General features: G+C 66.1%; 14 protein-coding genes. 7 read left to right on the top strand and 7 right to left on the bottom strand.

All coding sequences use genetic code 11. The annotated features are described in order from the left end of the window. Positions 1-25 precede the first annotated feature (25 nt). Positions 26-676: a GntR family transcriptional regulator gene (locus AC1RN5_RS21360; protein ID WP_493043751.1), complete on the bottom strand. Its 651-nt coding sequence runs from the start codon at positions 674-676 to the stop codon at positions 26-28. Positions 677-1,014: 338 nt separating this feature from the next. Here AC1RN5_RS21360 and AC1RN5_RS21355 point away from each other — a divergent pair, with 338 nt between their 5' ends. Together AC1RN5_RS21355 and AC1RN5_RS21350 are read left to right on the top strand one after the other, a co-directional pair. Next, positions 1,015-1,503: a helix-turn-helix domain-containing protein gene (locus tag AC1RN5_RS21355; RefSeq protein WP_493043749.1), complete on the top strand. Its 489-nt coding sequence runs from the start codon at positions 1,015-1,017 to the stop codon at positions 1,501-1,503. Between the two features lie 69 nt (positions 1,504-1,572). Beyond that, on the top strand, positions 1,573-2,493 hold the full coding sequence (locus AC1RN5_RS21350; protein WP_493043747.1) for a HEPN domain-containing protein: 921 nt from the start codon (positions 1,573-1,575) through the stop codon (positions 2,491-2,493). A gap of 275 nt (positions 2,494-2,768) precedes the next feature. On the opposite strand, the gene AC1RN5_RS21345 is transcribed toward AC1RN5_RS21350, so the two are convergent. Both AC1RN5_RS21345 and AC1RN5_RS21340 read right to left on the bottom strand, forming a co-directional pair. Next, the gene (locus AC1RN5_RS21345) at positions 2,769-3,794 is read right to left on the bottom strand and encodes an IS110 family RNA-guided transposase (RefSeq protein ID WP_493043745.1); all 1,026 of its coding nucleotides are present in this window, start codon (positions 3,792-3,794) and stop codon (positions 2,769-2,771) included. 100 nt (positions 3,795-3,894) lie between these two features. Then, positions 3,895-4,860, bottom strand: coding sequence for a tyrosine-type recombinase/integrase (locus tag AC1RN5_RS21340; RefSeq protein ID WP_493044092.1), 966 nt, complete (start codon positions 4,858-4,860; stop codon positions 3,895-3,897). 389 nt (positions 4,861-5,249) lie between these two features. Here AC1RN5_RS21340 and AC1RN5_RS21335 point away from each other — a divergent pair, with 389 nt between their 5' ends. The 3 genes from AC1RN5_RS21335 to AC1RN5_RS21325 all read left to right on the top strand — a co-directional run bounded on the left by AC1RN5_RS21335 (position 5,250) and on the right by AC1RN5_RS21325 (position 7,658). Continuing rightward, positions 5,250-5,564, top strand: a complete 315-nt coding sequence (locus tag AC1RN5_RS21335) for a PepSY domain-containing protein (RefSeq protein ID WP_493043743.1) — start codon at positions 5,250-5,252, stop codon at positions 5,562-5,564. 66 nt (positions 5,565-5,630) lie between these two features. Then, on the top strand, positions 5,631-6,308 hold the full coding sequence (locus tag AC1RN5_RS21330) for a response regulator (RefSeq protein ID WP_493043741.1): 678 nt from the start codon (positions 5,631-5,633) through the stop codon (positions 6,306-6,308). Further along, positions 6,309-7,658, top strand: a complete 1,350-nt coding sequence (locus AC1RN5_RS21325; protein ID WP_493043739.1) for a sensor histidine kinase — start codon at positions 6,309-6,311, stop codon at positions 7,656-7,658. Between the two features lie 151 nt (positions 7,659-7,809). On the opposite strand, the gene AC1RN5_RS21320 is transcribed toward AC1RN5_RS21325, so the two are convergent. Beyond that, on the bottom strand, positions 7,810-8,400 hold the full coding sequence (locus AC1RN5_RS21320; protein WP_493043737.1) for a hypothetical protein: 591 nt from the start codon (positions 8,398-8,400) through the stop codon (positions 7,810-7,812). 476 nt (positions 8,401-8,876) lie between these two features. Between AC1RN5_RS21320 and AC1RN5_RS21315 the strand changes: the two genes are divergently transcribed. Beyond that, on the top strand, positions 8,877-9,878 hold the full coding sequence (locus AC1RN5_RS21315; protein WP_493043736.1) for a YncE family protein: 1,002 nt from the start codon (positions 8,877-8,879) through the stop codon (positions 9,876-9,878). A gap of 116 nt (positions 9,879-9,994) precedes the next feature. Here the strand turns inward: AC1RN5_RS21315 and AC1RN5_RS21310 are convergent, their stop codons facing one another. The 3 genes from AC1RN5_RS21310 to AC1RN5_RS21300 are packed head-to-tail and all read right to left on the bottom strand — an operon-like array spanning position 9,995 to position 15,470. Continuing rightward, complete coding sequence (locus tag AC1RN5_RS21310) at positions 9,995-13,066, bottom strand: efflux RND transporter permease subunit (protein WP_493043734.1); 3,072 nt, start codon at positions 13,064-13,066, stop codon at positions 9,995-9,997. Further along, positions 13,063-14,115 carry an efflux RND transporter periplasmic adaptor subunit gene (locus AC1RN5_RS21305; protein WP_493043732.1) on the bottom strand — a complete coding sequence of 351 codons (1,053 nt, stop codon included), beginning with the start codon at positions 14,113-14,115 and terminating at the stop codon, positions 13,063-13,065. Before AC1RN5_RS21305 ends, AC1RN5_RS21310 begins: the two co-directional genes overlap by 4 nt. Then, on the bottom strand, positions 14,112-15,470 hold the full coding sequence (locus AC1RN5_RS21300) for a TolC family protein (RefSeq protein WP_493043730.1): 1,359 nt from the start codon (positions 15,468-15,470) through the stop codon (positions 14,112-14,114). Before AC1RN5_RS21300 ends, AC1RN5_RS21305 begins: the two co-directional genes overlap by 4 nt. Positions 15,471-16,550: 1,080 nt before the next feature. Between AC1RN5_RS21300 and AC1RN5_RS21295 the strand changes: the two genes are divergently transcribed. Continuing rightward, positions 16,551-18,071 (top strand): ArnT family glycosyltransferase, encoded by a 1,521-nt coding sequence (locus AC1RN5_RS21295; protein ID WP_493043728.1) that lies wholly within the window; start codon positions 16,551-16,553, stop codon positions 18,069-18,071. Positions 18,072-18,075: the final 4 nt, after the last annotated feature.

The raw sequence follows: 18,075 nt of genomic DNA, 5'->3' as shown, positions 1-18,075 counted from the left end.
GTGAGCGCTCCGCATTGGTCCCAAGCTATGGGGCTGAGGGCCCGGCGCTGGCGCGCCGTTGGGCCGCGGCCAGCAACCGTTCACCGTCTGCCGCGCGGCGCCGGTGATAGGTGCGAATAGCCTGGGCCAGCAGGGCGCCCGCGTCGTTGAACGCCGCAAGGTTCCGAAGCTCCTGCGCGGCCTCGGTGAGAACGCTGGGTTCCAGCAATCGGACCAGATGCAGGCGATCGGCGACAACACGATGCGCCCGCCGAATGACCACAGACCCGGCGCCCCTCACGATCCGATCGAAGACCAGTTCGGTGGCCCGGGCATATCCAGCCGCCGTGGCGAGATCGTCGGCGCCTGCCAGGGCCCGCCCAAGCTCGAGCCGCGCGCCTCGCCTCGCGGCCTCGCCGAGCGCGAGAAGCACCAGGGTCGCGTGGAGTCGGTAGAGATCGGCCAGGTCCACAGCGGTCAGGGTCCAGGTCGCATAGCCGCGAAGCTTCTCGCGGCGGCCGTCGATCAGGCCTTCACCCGCCAAGTAGGCCAGGGCCTCGCGCACCGGCGTGGCGCTGAACGTCAGCGCGCGGGCCAGGTCGAGAACGATGAGCGGTTCGCCCGGCGCGATCTCGCCCCGCCGGATCTGGCCGCGCAGTTTTTCGACGGCGGCGCCGAAGGGGTCCCGGCTTCGCAAGGCCTCAACACTCCACACCCAGGCGATGCAGTATCTGGCTCCTCCCCGTTCCGACTGTCCAGTTGGATCAGGCCGTTTTCTCTCGATAGAACGGACCACATCAACTTCCAGCACAAATACACGACTACATGCGAAGTCATACGCCGGTTCATTGCGTCGTAGACGCAACTTCGTTGCGCATCCGATCCGCTGCCAGTTTCACCAGTCCTTTGGACTCTCATGCAATTATTGAGCTCCGGTGGATTTTCGCTTTGACACTTAGGCGCCACCATTGATTGAAGGCCGCGCGCGGATGAAACTGTCACGCCCCCCAAGTTGTCCAAATGAGTCCGCGTTCCATGTCGGCGTTGCACGCAGTCTCCGCTGAAGGCGCGATCCTGTCGCAAGCGCTGCGGCTGATCCGCCGCCGCCGCGGCCTGAGGCAGATCGACGTGGCCAAGGCCATGGGCCTGGCGCCGCGGACCTACCAGCACTTCGAGGCCGGCCGAACCCATCTCGACTTCGAGAAGATCAAGGCCTTCGCCGCCGCCACCAACGCCGACCCGCATGCGATCATGGTGGCGGTGATGATCGGGTCTCCCGCCTTCGCCTTGCGCAGCATCGATAACAAGCTGACCAGCGCCCTGATGACGGCGTTGCGCCGGTTCGACGACCGGGTGGCCGACGACATCGCGCGCATCGAGGTCGGACGGCTGATCGCCGCCTTCCGCCGCACCTTCAGCGATCTCGAGGCCGACCTCGCCGCCCGCGACGCCCTGGCCGACAGCTGGCTCAACCCCAACCCACCGCCCAATTCCACGCCAGACGGGGACGACGATGAAACCTGACGCCCCTCGACCTGAGCTTGCGCGACCGAGCCTTTGCAACGGCCCGCCAATCACCGATCATGGCCCCGCATGAGAACCGACCTCAAACACCTGCCCGGCGGCAAGCAGCGCGAGCTGGCCTATCTGGTCGAGATCCTGCTGGAGGAGTTCGGCAAGCTCACCGCCAAGCGCATGGCGCCGCGGCTGAAGCACGGCCAGGTGCTGAAGATCATCCTGTTCGGATCGTATGCGCGCGGCGATTGGGTCGAGGATCCGATCGGCCGCTATTTCTCGGACTACGACCTCTTGATCATCGTCGACCATGAAGACTTGGCCGACACTGTGGAGTTCTGGGAAACCGCAGAGGCCCGGATCCTCAAGGAGCTCTCCGCCGGCCAGCACCTGCGCACCCCGGTCAATTTCATCGTCCACAGCCTGCAGGACGTGAACCACCAGCTCGAACGCGGCCGCTACTTCTTCATCGACATCGTGCGCGACGGCATCCTGCTCCACAACACCCCCGGCCACGCCCTCGCCGCCCCGTGCGAGCTTTCCCCCGCGACCGCCTTGGAAGAAGCGCGCACGTACTTTGAAGACTGGATGGAGAGCGCATCGGGCTTCTTGCGTGGGGCCCAATTTTTCATTGGAGACGGATCGCCGAAATTGGCGGCGTTCAATCTCCATCAGGGGACCGAGCACCTGTACAATTGTCTATTGCTTGTGATGACCCTGTACACGCCGAAATCCCACAATTTGGTCCGGCTGCGAAACCTCGCCGAGCCCCTCGATCCCAGGCTTGCGGCCATCTGGCCGACCGAAACCAAGTTCGAGAAGCGCTGCTTTGAACTCCTCCGCGCCGCCTACATCAAGGCGCGATACTCGCGGCACTACAAGATCACGCCCGAGGAACTGGGCTGGCTGACGGAGCGCATCGGCGCGTTGCAGATCGAGGTCCGCGCCATCTGCGAGGAGCGACTGGCGGCGCTCGCTGTGGAAGCCTCCTTCCCCTAGCAACTACCGCTATGCGCCATGTGTGGACGGCTCCCCCTTGGCAAGGTGTTTTCTGGACTCTCGCTGAGCTGGTCGGTGCGGCCATGTGTTCGACCTGTTGGTGCGGCGCATGGGCCGCTGGCCATAATGCCTTCCGCGAAGATGGGTCCCGACCAAGAGCACGCGCTCGAAGCGCTCTGGCGCAATTGGGTTTTCCCATCTTCCGGTATCGACCGGCTGGATGCATTAGTTCAGATCTGCCCTTCCCAAGCTTGTGGGCGCCGAGGCGCCGATGATCAGGCGGCCCGAAGCTCGGGCTCGCGATAGGTCTCCCCTGTGGTCATGACCGCCCAGGCCATCCGGGCGATCTTGTTGGCGAGCGCCACGGTGGCGACCTTGGTCGGCCGGCGGGCCAGGAGCTGCACGAGCCATGGCCTGCGGGTCCCGTACTGCTGGGCGTAGCGCACGACGGCCAGGGCGCCGACGACCATCAGCTGGCGTAGGTATCGGTCGCCTTGCTTGGTGATCCCGCCGAGCCGCTCCTTGCCGCCGCTGGAGTTCTGCTTCGGGACGAGTCCGATCCAGGCCGCCAGGTTGCGGCCGGTCTTGAAGGCCTTCGGGTCGGCGATCGTCGCCACCAGGGCGCTGGCCAGCAGAGGCCCCACGCCGGGGATGGTCATCAGCCGCCGACCGGCCTCGGTCGCTCGGGCGCTGGTGCGGATCCGCCGGTCGGTCTCGAGGATCTGCTGGTTCACCAGCCGCAGCTGCCCGCCAAGCAGCTCCAGGCACACCCTCGCTTCTTCTGGCAGCCGCTCGTCGGCGGCTTCAACAATCTTCAGCAAGCCCGCCAGGCCTTCGCGGCCGATCGGGCCGACCAGCCCAAACTCGGCCATGTGGCCGCGGACCGCGTTGGAGAGCTGGGTCCGCTGCCGTATCAGCATCATCCGGACCTTGTGCAGCACCATCACGCTCTGCTGCTCGGGGCTCTTCACCTCGACAAACCGCATCGTCGGCCGGGTCACCGCCTCGCAGATCGCCTCGGCGTCGGCCGCGTCGTTCTTCTGGCGTTTGACATAGGGCTTCACATAGCTCGGCGGCATCAGCCGCACTTCGTGACCCAGCCTCCGAAGCTCCCGGCCCCAGAAGTGGGCGCTGGCGCACGCCTCGAGGCCAATCAGACAAGGCGGCAGCTTCGCGAAGAACGCGATCACCTGCGCTCGACGCAGCTGCCGGCGGATCAACACCTCGCCATCGGCGGCGACCCCGTGCACCTGGAAGACCGACTTGGCGATATCCAGACCTATCGTAACGACTTGAGCCATGGCTCTCTCCTCCTGCTGCGCAAGAGCCTACGCTCCCGCGGGCCGGGAGCCGTCCACAGCATCAGGAGCGGAAGTTAGGACGCCTCTGGAAACTCGCCGTTCAAACCTGCCGGGCCTCGATCCAGTCGCGGTTGAAGTGGTTCTCGTTGAGGATAGTCGACGCTGTCGAGCGGAAGCCGTGGACCGTGGCGCGGCCGTGGTAGCCCATGCGGTAGAGGGCGTAGAGCATCGTGTTCTCAGAGATCATCTTGCTGCGGGTGGGCGCGGGGAAGAGCCATCCGCTCTTGCCGCTGATGGCGCGGAGCTGGTGCAGGACCTCGACGACCTCGGGCGCCAGCGGCACCAGGTGCATGCGCCGCATCTTCATGCGCCCGGCGGGGATCCGCCATAGCGGATCGTCGCCGTCCAGGTTCTCGAATTCCTTCCACTCAGCGAAGCGGAGTTCGGCGGTGCGGACGAAAGTGTAGAGGATGAGCTTCAAGGCAAGCTTGGTGAGGCGGTCGCCATCATAGGCTTCGAGGCGAGCCATGAAGTCCGGCAACTCGTCGGCAGTCATCGCCGAACGGTGTTTCACAGGACCCGCCGCCTTCAGCGCGCCGCGTAAATCCGCGGTGGGGTCGCGCACGCAGCGGAAGGTGGCGACCCCATATCGGAACACGGCGCTGGCCATCTGCACGAAACGGCGCGCCATCTCGACGGCGCCGCGCTTCTCGATCTTGCGGATAGCGTCGAGCACCTCGATAGGTTCGATGGAGGCGATCGGGCGGCCACCGAGTTCGGACAGCAGGTCATAGTCAAGCCGGCTGCGGAGGCGTTCCGAATAGCTGCCGGCCCAACGCGCCTTCTGGCTATCAAACCATTCGTCGGCGACAGAACGGGAAGTATGGTCGTCGGCGATCCGCTTCTTTCGCTTCTCGGTTTTGCGCGCCAGGGCGGGATCGACGCCCTCGGCGAGCAGGTCTTTGGCCGCCTCCATCCCTTCCCTCGCCGCCCGTAAGGACACATCGGGATAGGCGCCGAGCGCCAGAAGCTTCTGCTGCCCTCGAAGCGATAGGCCAGCCGCCAGAGGCGCGACCCGCTGGGGTCACAAGCACATGGAGCCCGTCGCCGGGCCTGCGTGGATAAGGTCCGATCTGCACTGAAGATCTCTGAAAGGCGGGCCTGCGCGACCCTGGCCGTCGCCACCGTCGCAATGTTCTTCCTGAACTGACAGCGAAGGCCACCAAGGAACAGGATCAGCCGCTCGACGGTGATTCACCTGCGGTAGGCAGGATCATCGTATGGGACGAGCGCGCGCCGCGAGGATTTGGTTGGTATAACCGCCTTACCCATCCTGCCATTTCAAAATCGAGACTGTCAAACATTGGCGAATGGTATGGCCGCCGCCATCTCCACGCGAGAGGCATAGGACGATGGTGACGACATCTGGCGGGGCAACTACCGGAGACAAACACCATGAAGCGCCTTCTGATCTTCCCGGCCATCGCCGTCGCTCTCGGAGGTTCGGCCGCCCTCGCCGCTTCGCCGAAGCCCTATGTTGGCCATGAGCTGGCCTCGACCGCCCACATCACGCTCGTCCAGGCCCAAGCCACGGCGCTGAAGGCCAGGCCCGGCCATGTGACCGACAAGGAGCTGGAGAAGGAAGCCGGCGGCAGCGGCATGCGGTATTCGTTCGACATCAAATCGCATGGCAAGACCTACGAGGTCGGGATCGACGCCCAGTCCGGCAAAATCCTGGAAAACCAGGCGGAAGGTCCGAATCCCGACTAGGCTCGGCGGTCCGGCGGGCTACCGCCGGACCGTCCCGTCACCGCGGGATCGAAGCTGGGTCTAAGCATGAAGCTGCTCATCGTCGAAGACGACAAGGAAGCCGCCGCCTATCTCAAGCGTGCGCTGTCCGAAGCTGGTCACACGGTCGATCTCGCAGATCGGGGCCGCGACGGCCTGATGCTGGCGGCGGCGGAGCCCTACGACGTCATCGTGCTCGACCGGATGCTGCCTGAAATCGACGGCGTGGCGATTCTTCGCACCATCCGCGCCTCTGGCGTGAAGACGCCAGTACTGCTGCTGACCGCCTTGGGCGGAATCGACGATCGGGTCGAAGGGCTTGAGGCCGGTGCCGATGATTATCTCGTCAAGCCATTCGCGTTCGCCGAGTTGTTGGCTCGGGTCAACGCCCTCGCGCGCCGGCCGCCGCCCCAGGAAGTGCGCACCGAACTCATCGTCGCGGACCTGAAGCTCGACCTGCTGAAGCGAACCGTCACGCGGGCGGGGCAGCGTGTCGACCTCCAACCGCGCGAATTTCAACTGCTCGAATATTTGATGCGGCATGCGGGACGGGTGGTGACCCGCACCATGCTGCTCGAAAATGTCTGGGATTTTCACTTCGATCCCAAGACCAATATCGTGGAGACCCACGTCAGTCGGTTGCGAGGCAAGGTGGATCGCGGCCATGCGTGCGAGTTGATCCAGACGGTGCGTGGCTCCGGCTACATCTTGCACGAACCCGACTAGATGTTCCGCTCCACAAGCCTGCGCCTGGCGGCGGTCTATACCCTGATGTTCTCCATCGCGGTTGTCGTGCTGGGGACCTTGACCCTGTACACCACGCGCCAGGCGCTCTCCGCCGATGTCGATGCCCGGATCCGGGCAGAATCGGCCGCGCTGGTGCAGGAATTTCGAACTGAAGGCCTACCCGGTGTGCTTGGCGCGGTGCGCGAACGGGACCGGACGCCCGGCGCCCTGAACTACGGTCTGGAAGGCCCAGGCCCCCTGGCCATGGCGGGCCGTCTGGCGGGAGCCAAGGCTCCCCTGGGCTGGTCGGTTCTGCGGATAGCCCAGCCAGGCGGGGAACTCGAACCCATTCGGGTCTATACGAGCCGTCTTCCCGGGGACCTGAGGCTCGTTGTCGGCGACGACCTCGACCGTATCGAGACCCTGGACGGCGCGGTCATCCGAGGATTTGGCTGGGCCTTCGTCGGAGTAGTGCTTCTAGGCGTCGGCGGCGGCTACGCCTTCAGTCGTGACATACACCGGAGGTTGGCGGCGATCTCCGCCACAGCCGAAGCCATCATTGATGGCGACCTAGCCAGCCGGGTGCCGCTGCGGGGTTCAGACGATGACCTGGACCGATTGGCGGCGACCTTCAATCGCATGCTCGACCGGATCGCCGCTCTGATGGAGACCCTGAAACAGGTATCCAATGACATCGCCCACGACATGCGCACCCCCCTGACTCGGCTGCGGCAGAAACTGGAAACGGGCCTGGCCCAGCCAGGGGAACGCGGCCAGGCGCTGGAGAGCGCGCTGACGGACCTGGACGCCATCCTCGACACGTTCGCCGCCCTCCTGCGGATCGCCCAGATCCAGGGCGGGGCCCGACGCGCCGCGTTCCGACCGACCGACCTTTCCGCCTTGGCGCAAACCGTTGTGGAGGCCTTCTCCCCCTCGGCCGAAGACGCCCGCCAGACGCTTGCACTGGAGGCGGCAGGACCGGTGTTGATTGAAGGCGATCCCGAACTATTGACCCAGATGCTCGTCAACCTCGTTGAGAACGCCCTGCGTCATGCCGGCGCCTGCTCCCGAATTCGAGTTCGCGCCTCCAACAATGGGAGCGGCGCGCAGCTGACGGTGATCGACGACGGGCCAGGGGTTCCGGCCGCGGAGCGCGAACGGCTGTTTGATCGCTTCTACCGCCTGGAGCGAAGCCGTTCCACGCCGGGGAGCGGTCTGGGCCTGGCTCTGGTGTCGGCAGTGGCCGAACTGCATGGAGCCGAGGTCAAGCTCGCCGACGCAAATCCCGGCCTGGAAGCCTGCGTGACCTTCTCACGACCGTCCCCTCGCGCAACAGATGCACGGCGATAGGATGGATTTGGCCCTGGCTACGACCAGCGGGCTGGTCCTCAGCGCTCCATGACGACGGACGGCACGCTCATCCGCCCTGGGCGCGAGGTCCATTGCGTCCCAATTTCAGCAAGCTATTGCGGCGCAGGCAGGAGCGCGACAATCCCGGCGGCTAGGGGGCGTTGAAGAATTTCTCAAGATCATCGACCAAAGCAAGTTCTCGCTGCGCGGCCGCAGCCGCAGCCGGCACGTCCCGACGCTTCGCGGCGTCTTCCATCTCCGCGAGCGATGTGTCCATTCGCCCGCGCAAGGCTGGGTCTGTCACGCGCGAAGAAATCGAGGACCATTGCTCGCGGGCGAACGCCATCGCCTGCACCATGTCCGCCCATCGGGCCGGCTTGGCTTTGAGGTTCGCATCATAGCGGAAGCCGGCATAATCGAGCAGGTTCACCGCCGTGGGGACCTTGGCGGCGGCTGACACCGCGCTCACGAGCACGCGGTAGCCCTCGACGGCCGCGATTGCGAGATCTGCGCGCCTGTCTGCCCCGCGCGCCGATGCGATCGCGGCGAGCCGTTCATCGAGCAGCCCTACGGCGCTGGCGCTCAATGCGCTCCGAACGCCCGCCGCGGCGGTCCGCACCTCTCCAATGGTGAGATCAAGGTCCGCAGGTGTTGCGGAGAATGCGGTTTCTGTCAGTTTCTCGAAGGGCTCTGCGGCTGCAAGCAGCGCGGCGTCTGCGCTGGATGCCGCGGGAACAGCCACCGAAGCGACGCTTGTGGTGGGGCTCGGAGGCGCGACGTCGCTGGAGGCTCCGGCTCGTCCGCATGCCGCAAGGGCTAGCGCCAGCACCGCCGTCGCCGACAAGTTGATTGCACAACGTGACATGTAGCGTTCCTCCGCCTAGGCGCCTGTGCGTCATCCGAGATGAAATTCGGCGCGTATTGAGGGCCAATTCCCTGAGATATCTTCAGGTCGCTTGGGAAAACGATAGATCATCTCTAAACAGAATGAAAGAAGTCGCGATGATTTACATCATCGAAAACTGATTTTCGGGGGCGATCTTATACGGCAGCGCCAAACCCTCTCAAGTGAAGGCATCCACGCAATTCATGACATGGCAGCCATGATGGCCTTCGCTCGGGAACGCCTCGTGGAATCGAAACGACGCCACCGGATGGTTCGCCCCTGGTCGCGGCTGGCGGTCCGATCTAGCATCAGGGTGTCAGGATGCATGCCACATGAACACCGCCCGACTCGTCGCCCTTTGCATCGCCGTTTCTGCGAGCCCGCTCACCGCCCTGGCCGGGCCTTCCGGCTACCATGTCATCGACCGCATTGGCGGTCCGGACGGCGGTTGGGACTATGCCAGCTTCGACGCCGGCCGCGATCGGGTGCTGGTGGCCCGCTCCACCGCGGTCAACGCCTTTGACCTCAAGTCCCGCACCGTGACCGAGGCCTTCGCGCCGGCGGCCTCGGGCCACGCCGCCTTCCCGATCAATGGCGGCGCGGAGGTTCTGATCACCAACGGCGCCAAGGCGATGGTGACCTTTGTGGACGCCAAGACTGGATCTCCCCTGGCGACCCTTCCCACAGGACTTGCGCCGGATGACGCGATCATCGACCCGAAATCTGGGCTGCTCCTGGTGATGAACCATGTGGGGGGCGACATCACCCTGATCGACCCCAGGGCGCACAAGGTCGTGGCGACCATCCCCGTGGGCGGACGCCTTGAGGCTGCGGCCGTCGATGGACAGGGTCGCGCGTTCGTCAATGTGGAAGACAGGAACGAGATCGCGGTGGTCGACATCGCCGCCCGCCAGGTGACGGCGCGCTATGCCCTGGCCGGTTGCGACGGCCCGACTGGCATCGCCTATGCCCCGGCCGACCGGCTGTTGATCTCCTCCTGCGAGGGGCTGGCCGAGGTGGTTGACGCCGACAGCGGCAAGGTGGTCCGTCAAGTCAGCATCGGCGATGGAGCCGATGGGGTCGCCTTCGATACCCGCCGCAAACTCGCCTTCGTCTCGGCCGGGAAGTCGGGGACCTTGTCGGTCATCTCGGTGGCGCGAGGCGACGCCAGGCTGGTTGACACGGTTGCCACTCAGAAGGGCGCCCGCACCCTCACCCTCGACCCCGCGACTGGACGGGTGTTTCTCCCCACCGCCCAGTATGTGGCCGGAGTCGGGGGCGGCCGGCCAACCGTAGCGCCGGGAACCTTTGAACTCCTCATCGTCGGGCGCTAGAGCACGACGCGATCAGACGAAATCGTCTGATCGTTGAATCTTGCTCTAATACAAGAGCTTAGAGCCGGATCCAGGCTTCGGGAGACGCCATCCAGCTCTTAGAATGTGTCGCGCGGTCAACCGGACCGCCCCGGCTCGCTCACACGCTCGCCCGCTCGTGCTCCCCCCAAAAGCCGATACAGGGCCGGCATGCCTAGCAGGACCAACGGGCCCTGGGCGATCAGGCCCGAGATGATGGCGATGGCAAGGGGCCGTTCCATCGACGAGCCACCACCTAGGGCGAGGGCCAGCGGCGCCAGGGCCAGGATCGCGGCCAGGGTGGTCATGGCGATGGGTCGCAACCGGTTCACGCCCGCTTGGACCAGCGCCAGTTCGGGATCGATGCCCTCCGCGAGCAAGGCCTCATACTCGGTGAAATAAAAGATCGCGACCTCCGTGGCGATCCCCAGGATCATGGTGGCGCCCATCAGGGCCATGATGTTGAGCTCGACACGGGTCAGCCACAGTCCGATGGCGACCGCCGAGGCGGCCGCTAGGGGCATGACCAGGATGGCGAACGCGGTCCGGAAGCTTTCATAGATCACCAGCAGAAGCACGAACACGGCGGCCACCGCGGCGGCGAACACCAGGGCCATGCCGCGGAACGCGGCCTGCTGCTCGGCGAACAGCCCCCCCATTTCGAAGCTCACCCCAGCCGGCAGGACACCGGAGCGGCTCACCGCCGACTGCACGTCCTTCGCGGCCGAACCAGTGTCGCGCCCGGTCACCCGCGCGGTCACGGCGTCCATGCGACGCAGGTTCTCCCGCGTGATCTCCGCCTGCCCGGTGACGATGCGGATCGAGGCGATCCGGGCGACCGGAAAGAGGTGACCGTCGGCCGGAGACTTGAGCATCAGCCCGCCGAGTTGGGCCGCACGGGATCGACCGGCGGCGGGGGTCCAGACCCGGACGTCGGCCAGATTGGCGCCCGACTGGATCTGGGTCGCGACGATGCCGGACAGCAGGCCCTCCAATTGCTGGCTCGCCTCGGCGCTGTCGATGCCTTCCAGCTCCGCGCGCGCCGGATCGACCCGGATTTCCAGACCGTCGCCGGCGATGACGATGCCGGACTTGACCTCGGTGACGCCGCTCACCTTGCCGATCACCTCGGCGACCTTGGGGGCGGTCGCGTGCAGCAGATTGACATCGTCGCTATAGAGCTTGACCTCGATCGGTTGGGGCACGGCGGTGAGGTCGCCGATCAGGTCTTCCATCAACTGGGCGGTCTCGACCTCGACGCCCGGCACCTGCGCCTGGACCTTGGCGCGGACCTCGTCCATGACCGTTTCGATCGGGCGGCGCCCCTTGGCCTTGAGCCGAATGAAATAGTCGCCCTGATTGGGCTCCGTCAGCCCACCGCCAAGCTGCAGGCCTGTGCGGCGGGAATAGGTGTCGACGTCCGGCGTCGCGCGGATGATCTCCTCTACCTGGCGCATCAATCGGTCGGTTTCGGTCAGCGACATGCCGGGCGGCGCCACATAGTCGAAGATGAAGCCGCCTTCATCGATCTTGGGAATGAAGCCGGTTCCGACGCTGCGGAAGGCCAGGAGGCCCACCGCGGCCAGGACCACGATGCCGATGACGGTCAGGCGCGGCCTGGCCACGGCGCCCTGGAGGGCCGTGCGATACCGCCTCATGATCCTGCCGTTCGGATCGAGTTCGGCCACGTGGCCTCGGGTCTTGATCAGTTGCTCGACAAGCACCGGAACCAGCCACCAGGCAACCAGGAATGAGATGACCAGGGCGACCGCCATGGTGATCGACAGCGCTTTGAAAAACGCGCCGGTGACGCCGGTCAGGAACGCCAGGGGTATGAAGATGACGATGGTCGCCGCGGACGAGGCCAGCAGAGGCCTGAGGAACTCCGACACCGCTCGTTCAATCGTGGCTCGGCCCTTTTCGGCCCCCTGGGCGAGACGTCGTTCGATATGCTCGATCATCACGATCGCGTCGTCGATGATCAGGCCGATGGCGGCGGCCATGCCCCCCAGGGTCATGATGTTGAAGCTCTGGCCGGTGATTTTCAGCACCAGGCTGGTGGCCGCCAGCACCGCCGGAACAGCCACCACCGCGGCCAGGGTAATCTTCCAGTCACGCAGAAAGACCAACAGGACCAGGGCCGCCAGGACCACGCCGATGACGATGGCGTTGCGCAGCGACGACGCGGAATCCAGGATCAACTCGCTTTGATCGTACCAGGCCTTGACCTGCATGTCGGCTGGGCCCCGAGCGGTCAGTCGATGGAAGGCGGACTGGACGTCCCGCGCGATCTGAACTGTGTTGCTGCCCGGCTGCTGATAGACCTGAACCAGCACGGCATCGCGTCCATCCGCCGTGACCCGAATCCATTGCGGCGACGGCGCGGCCCTCACCTGAGCGACATCACGGACACGGACGACGGCGCTCCCGCCCGACTTGACCACCACGTCCTCGATCTGGCGCGGGTCCGTCAGACGCGAGTCCGTCAGGGCCAGCAGCAGCTTGCCCTGGTCCTCGATCCGTCCGGAGGCGGCCAGGACATTGGCGCCGGTGATTGCTGCGGCGACATCACCCAGCGACAGGCTGTACGCCCAAAGCTTGGCGGGATCCGCCTCGATCCGGTACTCGCCGGCCGCCCCGCCCTGGGACGTCACCCGGGCCACCCCGTTGATGGTGGAAAGCGAAGGTGACAGCGTGCGGTCGGCGAAGCGTCGCAACTCCACCGGCGTCGCGCTCTTGGAGGTCAGGCTGTAGGCGGCCACAGGAAAGACCGTGGGGTCCATGCGCCGGACATCGAAGGCCACCCCCGAGGGAAGCCCCGCCTGGGCGCGGGTCACCGCGGCCTCAACCCGCTGCAAGGCTAGATCCATGTCCGAGCCCCAGGCGAAATTGACCGACAGCTCCGCCGAGCCGCGGCTCGTCGTGGATCGAAGGTTTCGGACCCCAGGGATGGCGCGAACCGCTTGCTCGATGGGCCGGGTGATGACCGCTTCCATCTGACCCGGCGGCCGGTCTCCGGCCTCGATGGTCACCGCGATGCGTGGGAAGAGCACGGTCGGAAACAGGCTGACCGGCATGATCAGCGCCCCGGCCACGCCCGCCGCCACCAGCATGGCCAGCAAGGTCAGGAGCGAGCGCCGCCGCCGCGAGACGATTTGGGCGATGCTCACTTGCCGCGCACCTTCACTGCCATACCGTCCTGGAGCTCGTAGGCGCCTTCGACCGCCACCTGGTCGCCCGACGCGACCTGGCCCTTGACCTCGATCTGATCGCCCTGGTCAAGGCCGACACCGACAAACACCCGGCGCGCCCTCCCCCGCGACACCACAAAGAGGTGCGGGCCGGTCTCGTCAAAAACCACGGCCGCACGGGGCGCCAGAAATCCGCTGTGGGTCGCTGTCGTCACCTCGCCTCGCACAGCGCTCCCGATCGGCAGGTTCGCGCCGTTCAGCGGAACGATCGCATCCAGGGTCTTGGTGAGCGGGTCCGCGGCGCGGCCGACCATGGTGATTCTGGAAGCGATGGGCGGCGCGCCAAATACCGGATAGATCATCGCCTGCTGACCCACCGCGACCCGCGCCCCCGGTTCCAGGCCCAGCTTGACCACCGCCCCATCCAGGTGGGCGAGGACCAGCATCGGCGCATCCTGGGCGACATGGTCCCCGGCGGCGACGGACAGCGAGCTGACCACGCCCGCCTTCGCGGCGACCATGACCTGGAGGGCGCGTCCCGCCCCCTGCATTTGCTGCGCCGCAAGAGCCGCCTGCGCATCGGCGTCGGCCTTGCGTGCGGCGAGCAACTGGTCGTTCGCCGCCAACTGCGCCTCATGGAGCCGCTGAACCCTGGCAAGATCGGCCTGTGCGAACCTCGCCGCGCTCTCGGCCTGACTGAAGGCCATTTGCGCGCCCGGCGCGTTCGCGAGCTCGACCAGCGGCTGGCCCGCGGCGACACTTTCCCCGGCGCGCACCAGGACGCGCGATATGATCGCGGCTTTCGGCGAAGCGATGGTCTGGGCGCCCAAGGCGTCCGCCTGCACAACGCCGTAGGCCGAGATCACCTCCGGCAGCTCGACCCGACGGATTGTCGCCAGGGTCACCGTGGCGATGGTCGCCGGATCGGCCTGCGCTTCGTCCGGCCCGCCGCGCAGCAGGGCCCATGCCAGCACGGCCGCCAGGGTCAGGAAGATAGCGCCGCCCAGCATCAGTCGTCTGCGGGTCATTTCGAAGCCTTCGCGTCAACCGGCGGCATGAACAGAGCGGATTCCAGGCTGATCTGCGCGAGACGCGCGGCGAGCTCGAGATTGTCGAGGTCGGCGCGGCGCGAGAGGGCGGCCTGGGAGAGGGTCAGGTAGGTCTGACTGTCGATATCGCCGCGGTCATAGGCGGCGACAGCGGGACGGACGCGGGCCTCCAGACGCGGAACCTCGGCCCGCAGCGCCTGGGCCTGGCGGCGGGCGTTCGCCAGTTCAATCTGGGCGGACGTCACCTCGGCGGCGGCCTGGTCCAGCCGGGCGAGGTATTCCGCTCGCAGCTGCGCACGGGTGGCGTCCTGAACCCGCACCTCGCCTCGTCCGCCATTGAAGATGGGCAGGGCGAAGGCCCCGGACAGACCGCGAGTGACCACCCCGGCCGTGTCGGTCGCGAACGCGACGCCGAGACTGGTGAGCGGAAACTGCATCAGGACGGCCTTGCGCAGATTGGCGTCCTGGGCGGCATAGCCCGCCTTCAGCGCCAGGAGGTCCGGGCGTCGCGCCGGCAAGCTGTCCAGCGCGGCGCGGATCGCGGCCTCGTCATAGGGCGTTGCATCGGGCCCCGCGACCAGCGGCAGCATGACGCCCGGCTCCAGATTCAGGAGCAGGTTTAGGTCTCGCCGCGCCTTGCCTGCATCCTGCTGCGCGGTAGCGACCTGGACCTGGACGTCCAGTTGGACCGCGAGGTCCGCGGCGGCGGTCTGCAAGGTCGCGTCCCTATTTCGCAGGGCCTGATCGGAGCGTTCCGAGCGGCTGGTGGCGAGGCGAAGCAGGTCGCGCAAATTGGCCGCGCGCCTCTCGTTGGCCATCGCCGACTCGGCGAGCTGGCGGGCCTGCTGGGCGACCCCCCATTCCGCCCATAGGACTGAGAGGTCCGCCTGCTTGGCGTTCCATTTTGCCGCCCGCCGGATCTGAGGGCGCGCCAGCAGCGCGCCGAGATCCATCGCCGCGGCTAGACTGTGCGCGGTGTGGGTGTCCGGCCCTGATATGGGCTTGTCCACGGACGCTGACAGTTGAGGATCGGGCAACAGGCCGGCGGCGAATATCTGGGCGTCGGCCACCTTCGCGGCCGCCCGCTTCGCCGCAAGGTCCGGACTGTTCAGCACAGCCAGCACCGCCAGCTCGGTCGGCTCCAGCCCGTCTGCCGGATCAATGGGAATGGATCTCAGTGGCGTCAGTCGCGGTTGGACGGAGTCGACCGTCAATCCGCTCACCATGCCCGAGAACTGCGGCCGCTCGGGCAATGGCAAAGGGCGGTAGGCGGCGCAGCCAGCCAGTGATTGCGAGAGGGCCGCCAGGCCGCAGACCAACACCAGCCGGGCCATCGAGACGCGTCGAGCCGCGGCAGGCGGTGGCGTGGATGTGGCCCGTTGGCCGCCCAATGTCATGCGTCGCCCTTCAACAGTCCGGTCCGCCAAGAAACCATGCCCGTTTTTGAGGGCCCCGTCGTCACCGGACCATGGCTGCGAGATTACCAAAGGCCAATCTCAGCCCCTCCGGCTCCGTGGGCGGGCGCAGCAAAACTTTTGAGGACCCAGCGGCACAGCTTCGTCGGCCACCGAGAGCCCATTCTCTGTCGAAAATTCGAGTGAGCCCATGCCGGCCCGCCCTACCCTCGCCCCGACCCTTTTGTCCGCGCTGGTGGCGGTCTCGGCCAGGGCCGGCCGGAATTTGGAGCCAGAGACCGGTCAATTTCCAGCTCAAGCGGACGGCGCCCTCCAGCTGGTCGATGGTCGTCGGTCGACCTCCAAAGGCCAGGACGACGCCGCTCCCCTGCCCCTTGAGCATGGGATCACCGATCGCCTGGCGTTCGCCTTCGAGCCCGTGCCGTATACCTCAATTCGCCCCAAAGTCCGGCGGTCGGCGAAGGGGCTCGGTGTCATGGGACCGATGCCTGCGCACCCCGACGCCCCCGGAACGGATAGCCTCAACGCCTTCGTGGTTGCGGGCGACGTCAAGGTCACACCCGCCGGCAAGTCGCGCCTAAGCACAGGCGGACACGCTGGCAGGGTCGCGCACGTCACCAGGAAGCGTTTCGGCCCCTTCGACTTTCATGGATACGCTCCTCTCGCCAAGGCGACGGGTAGGGCGAAGTGCGACAACATTGTCGATTTGGCCGTTGGGGCTGATCAGGCGATAAAGCCCAAGCGGGCTCTGGTAGCGGAGGTCCTGGGCGACAACTCCCCGGCTGGGAATGAGGCCGAGGCTGGCGGCGTCCGGGACGCATCCGTCTCGACCGTGACCAGGATTGTCGGCGCCGTTGAACCGCGGGCGGATCGCAATGGCCTATCCAGAGGGCCGGCCTACGGCGGCGAGTGCGCGGCCCTGCTGCGCCCAAGCCGGACATCCAGGGTTTGAGCTGGCGCAGGCAGGTTCGGGCCAGCGCCACGCCCGTTGAGACTGAGATGACCAGGCGGGCCCTGACCTGGATCGCCGCGTTTCTGGGGCTTCGTCTGATATCCGCCGGTTGGCTCGGTCTGGGAGTCGATGAATCCTACTCCCTGTCGATCGCGAGGCATCTCCAGCTTTCGTACTTTGATCACCCTCCGCTGCACCAATGGATCATCCACCTGTTCGGTGGTGTCCTTGGATATGGCCGCGCGGCCCGCGTGCCGTTCGTCCTGCTGTTCGCGGGCTCGTCCTGGCTGCTTTTCACCCTCACACGCCGGCTTTTTGGCTCGGCGGCGGCGCTGTGCTCGGTCATCGCGATCAACCTCGCAGGCTTCTTCTCCGTCGCCGCCGGGGGATGGATTCTGCCCGATGGTCCGCTGATCTTCTGCCTCCTGGCCGCCGCCAATCGCCTTGCCCCCTTGCTGACCCTCCCCGACGCCCGGCGCGCCGGTCCGCTTGCCGTCCACAACATCTCCTGGCCGCTGGCCGGCGTGTGGATCGGGTTGGCGGGTCTCTCAAAGTACCAGGCGGTCCTGTTCGCCCTTGGGGTCGCTCTGCTCCTGCTGACTACCCCGCAGGGACGCTCCCAACTCCGAAGGCCTGGTCCTTACATCGCAGCGGTCCTGGCGATGGCCATCGTCTCACCCGTGATCGTTTGGAACGCCAAGCACGGCTGGGTTTCCTTCCTCTTTCAAGGCGGCCGCGCCACCCCTGCCCACGACCTTCGCCCCACGGCGATCCTGACCGCGGCCCTGGGACAGATGGCGCTTCTCCTGCCGTGGGTCTATGCGCCTGCCGTGGCGGCCATGTGGCCCCAGACCCCGCGTGACTGGACAGATACAAGGCGCGCGTTCTGCCTGGCGCTGAGCCTGCCTGGTATTTCGCTTTTCACCGTCACGCCACTTTGGGGACAGAACGCGCTGCCCCATTGGTCCATGCCGGCCTGGCTTTTTGTCATGCCGCTACTTGGTGACCGGCTTGCGCGGGCCGACGCCATACGCCGGTGGCCGCGGCGATGGGTGTTGCTGGCCGGCGGCGCGCTCCTGTCGCTCTGGGGACTCCTCTTGATTGAGGCATCGACGGGGGCGATTGGGCGCCTGTGGCCAACCGCCTTCCCCAAGGGCGATCCTTCGGTGGAGTTGGTGGAATGGACGCCAATCGTCAAAGCGCTGCAGGCGCTTCCAGAATATCACGATCAGGATGCCTTCATCGTGTCGCCGAAATGGATGGAAGCCGGAAAGATCGGCCAAGCCACGTCCGGCGAGCACGTCATTGTCGTGGCCTCAGCCGATCCACGTGGCTTCGCCTACGGACGAGATCTCAGCATGCTCGTCGGCCGCAATGGGTTGATCATCTTGAAAGACCGCGATCTCGAGGCAGCTCTGCCCAAGCTCAAACCCTGCTTTGCAGATCTGACGTCACTCAAATCTGTAAAATTTGGCCGATTTGACTACCCCGAACAGCATCTCACCATCATATCAGCCCAACACTTGCTGCGTTCATGTTCGCTGATCCTGGGCCCGCTGGCGCGATAGCGCA

It is taken from the genome of Phenylobacterium sp. GW821-FHT12F10 (genome assembly GCF_058806695.1).
This window is presented reverse-complemented; position numbering and strand designations above follow the sequence as displayed.

What these genes read in the sequence shown, in the direction of transcription:
- AC1RN5_RS21355 (WP_493043749.1), top strand. Translation starts at nt 1,015, where the DNA reads ATGTCGGCGTTGCACGCAGTCTCCGCTGAAGGCGCGATCCTGTCGCAA.
- AC1RN5_RS21350 (WP_493043747.1), top strand. Translation starts at nt 1,573, where the DNA reads ATGAGAACCGACCTCAAACACCTGCCCGGCGGCAAGCAGCGCGAGCTG.
- AC1RN5_RS21345 (WP_493043745.1), bottom strand. Translation starts at nt 3,794, where the DNA reads ATGGCTCAAGTCGTTACGATAGGTCTGGATATCGCCAAGTCGGTCTTC.
- AC1RN5_RS21335 (WP_493043743.1), top strand. Translation starts at nt 5,250, where the DNA reads ATGAAGCGCCTTCTGATCTTCCCGGCCATCGCCGTCGCTCTCGGAGGT.
- AC1RN5_RS21330 (WP_493043741.1), top strand. Translation starts at nt 5,631, where the DNA reads ATGAAGCTGCTCATCGTCGAAGACGACAAGGAAGCCGCCGCCTATCTC.
- AC1RN5_RS21325 (WP_493043739.1), top strand. Translation starts at nt 6,309, where the DNA reads ATGTTCCGCTCCACAAGCCTGCGCCTGGCGGCGGTCTATACCCTGATG.
- AC1RN5_RS21315 (WP_493043736.1), top strand. Translation starts at nt 8,877, where the DNA reads ATGAACACCGCCCGACTCGTCGCCCTTTGCATCGCCGTTTCTGCGAGC.
- AC1RN5_RS21305 (WP_493043732.1), bottom strand. Translation starts at nt 14,115, where the DNA reads ATGACCCGCAGACGACTGATGCTGGGCGGCGCTATCTTCCTGACCCTG.
- AC1RN5_RS21300 (WP_493043730.1), bottom strand. Translation starts at nt 15,470, where the DNA reads ATGGCCCGGCTGGTGTTGGTCTGCGGCCTGGCGGCCCTCTCGCAATCA.
- AC1RN5_RS21295 (WP_493043728.1), top strand. Translation starts at nt 16,551, where the DNA reads ATGACCAGGCGGGCCCTGACCTGGATCGCCGCGTTTCTGGGGCTTCGT.